This window comes from Capnocytophaga cynodegmi DSM 19736, assembly GCF_000379185.1.
Classification (GTDB): Bacteria; Bacteroidota; Bacteroidia; order Flavobacteriales; family Flavobacteriaceae; genus Capnocytophaga; species Capnocytophaga cynodegmi.
Window position 1 is genome coordinate 1 of the sequence record NZ_KB900732.1, and the last position, 2,141, is coordinate 2,141.

Here is a 2,141-nt window from a genome sequence, read left to right on the forward strand (position 1 = left end):
CATCGAGGTATTGACCGATTTGCATATATTGAAGGCAAAGGAATTGTAGGAGGTTCGTATGATTTTTATTTCGACCGAACAGAAGATGGTTTCAAACGAGTTGTCAGATACGATATAATGTGGGCAAAAGAACTTTTTCCTGAAAGGCAATGAAACCATTAATCACACTAATTTTCTGTGCTTGTGTAAATTTTGCACAAGCACAGAAAAACTAAAACTACAAATAATGAGAAACAAGTTAATTATAGCACTATTTTTATTCGCTTTCAAGTCATTTGCCCAAATAGCCACAAACCATCTTTTTATCATCATTGATAATAAAGACGGTGTGCAAAAAACAGAAAGTAGAAAAATCAGATCAAATGATGAAGGCACTAAATTTCATATTGAAAAGACAACTTATTACAAAGAGCATCAAGAAATAGATTTAATTTATGAAAATGGCGAAGTTAGTAAGATTTACGAATATTTTTACGTAAACAAACCTAAAAATTGGCAAATTTCATTTAGATTTCGTAATCATTTTAATGGAAATATAATCAATAATTTTATTTTAATGCTTCCAAAGGAACGGTTTGAAGAAATCGCAAGAGAGAGATATTATGCAAACTATTTGGAAACATTATGGTCAAAAATAGAACTTAATACCATCGGACCATTTTACAGAAAATATGAGTATTATGACAAGAGAACTTCGTATGCGAAGGGAGTATATCGAAGCAATGTGTTTATAGTGTTTACCTCCGATTTAGAAAAAGATTACATTCCTTGCTACGAAGTGGATGTTTTAATAAGTACAATTGAAGAATATTGTGATTAAAATGAAACTAATTCTAACACTAATTTTCTGTGCTTGTGTAAGTTTTGCACAAGCACAGATTAACTCAAATAGTTTGTTTTTTGTAATAAATAATGATAATCCAAACTTCTATGAAAAGGTTATTGGGAGAAATATCGCACAAAAAACATATGGGATAAACTGTCCCAACTCACCTTTTTGGAGTGTTTCCTTTATGTACTTTTCAAAAGATTTCTTTGACTATCCCGCAAGATTTGTTTTACTTATGCCACAAACAATGTTTAAAGAATTCGAAAAGAAAAATAGCGTAATCTATGTAAAACAAGAGGAAGAAAAATGGATCAAAATGCAATTTGATGAATTTTCAAGTCAAGTGTTAGAACGCTCACCTCATTATGAAGATAGGTTTTACAATTACTATGACAAAGAATATCAAACCGAAAAACGATATAATATTTTTATCATTAAAGAAGAAGATTTAGAGAAGGATTATATTCCTTGTTATGAAGTACAACTATTTATTAGACCGACGGCTTTGGAGTAAAATTTTAATTAAAACAATTATAATGTAAGTTTTGCACAAGCATAGAAAAATTAAAATCCAAAAACAATGAAAAACACACTACTCATTACATCACTTTTATTGACTTTTAAATTATATGCACAAATATCTGATAGAGCATTGTTTGTCATCTTTGATGATACAGATGGTATTTTACGTACACAAAAAGAGGAAATAAACTCTGGTGAAACTTATTGGTTAGATATTACGAAACATTACAAGCATCATAAGGTATTTGAAAGATTTGACAAAAACAATAAGCTTTTTTACAAATCAATAGAATACGATTATAAAAATGATAAAGAAGATTGGCTTTTAAATATTTCTCACATTATTAAAGTACAAAATAGTGATAAATATTCCGTTATTAAAAGAGATCATATTTTACTAATTCCAAATGAACATCTGGATTACCTAAAAGATATGAGACAGGTAAAAACAATCACACAGTTAGAAGAAATATGGAATACACTCTCGCAAGAAACTTATGATTTCTTTTTTGACGGTTATGCATATATTTACAAAATACCTCCGTTTGTAAAGCATCATATATTTGTCATTTTTTCATCTGATTTACAAAAAGATTATATACCTTGTTATCAAGTCCGTGTACATCCGTCAAATATACAATATGAATAAAAGTCCAAAGAGGGCATTATTTTAAAAAATAATTAAAATGAAAATCTTAATCACACTATTTTTATGTTCTTTTCTCGGGTTTTCACAATCCGAGAAAAATTACATTTTATTGAATGAACTGATATCCCAAAACAAAGTAAA

Annotated in this window: 3 protein-coding genes; all 3 read left to right on the forward strand. The window is 28.6% G+C overall.

Features of this window, described 5'->3' with window-relative positions:
- Nucleotides 1-226: 226 nt before the first annotated feature.
- The 3 genes from YW9_RS0108660 (at nt 227) to YW9_RS0108670 (ending at nt 2,000) form a co-directional block, all read left to right on the forward strand.
- Nucleotides 227-820 (forward strand): hypothetical protein, encoded by a 594-nt coding sequence (locus YW9_RS0108660; protein WP_018279778.1) that lies wholly within the window; start codon nt 227-229, stop codon nt 818-820.
- A 1-nt stretch (nt 821) separates the two neighbouring features.
- Nucleotides 822-1,343 carry a hypothetical protein gene (locus YW9_RS0108665; protein WP_194298483.1) on the forward strand — a complete coding sequence of 174 codons (522 nt, stop codon included), beginning with the start codon at nt 822-824 and terminating at the stop codon, nt 1,341-1,343.
- A 66-nt stretch (nt 1,344-1,409) separates the two neighbouring features.
- Nucleotides 1,410-2,000: a hypothetical protein gene (locus YW9_RS0108670; RefSeq protein WP_018279780.1), complete on the forward strand. Its 591-nt coding sequence runs from the start codon at nt 1,410-1,412 to the stop codon at nt 1,998-2,000.
- Nucleotides 2,001-2,141: the final 141 nt, after the last annotated feature.